Genomic DNA, 656 nt, shown 5'->3' with positions numbered 1-656 from the left:
AATATCGAGACGCTGCCTCAAATCGGCATTTTGTGTCGCAATTCCTGCTGGGCAGTTGTTGGTGTTGCAGATGCGAGCTGCGACACAACCGATTGATTGCATCGCGCTATTCGCTACCGCCACGCCGTCTGCACCGAGCGCTAACGCTTTGACAAAATCCATAGGAACGCGAAGTCCACCAGTGATGATTAACGTGACACGGTCACTTGCACCTTTTTCATCTAAGTATTTACGTGCGCGGGCTAACGCAGGAATGGTCGGTACGCTAATGTGATCACGGAACATGGTTGGTGCCGCGCCCGTGCCACCACCACGGCCATCGAGAATGATGTAATCGGCACTCGCATCGAGCGCAAACTGGATGTCTTGCTCAATATGGTTAGCACTTAATTTAAAGCCAATCGGAATACCGCCAGTAATGCCACGAACTCTGTCGGCAAACTTTCTGAAATCGTGAGTAGTATGAAGATCGGTAAAGGTTGGTGGCGATATTGCAGGTTGCCCTTCAGGAATGCCCCTCACCTGAGAGATCTTACCAATGTTTTTGTTGGCAGGAAGATGGCCTCCTGTCCCTGTTTTCGCACCTTGTCCACCTTTAAAGTGAAAGGCTTGAACCTTTAAGAGCTTGGATTCGTCGTAGCCAAACTTCGCACTGG

General features: G+C 50.3%; 1 protein-coding gene. It reads right to left on the bottom strand.

Annotation, left to right across the window (positions count from 1 at the left end):
- The coding region (locus R7190_RS28070; protein WP_318137951.1) for an FMN-binding glutamate synthase family protein at positions 1-656 on the bottom strand (656 nt) is incomplete at both ends.

Source organism: Vibrio sp. 1078-1, from assembly GCF_033340475.1.
This window is presented reverse-complemented; position numbering and strand designations above follow the sequence as displayed.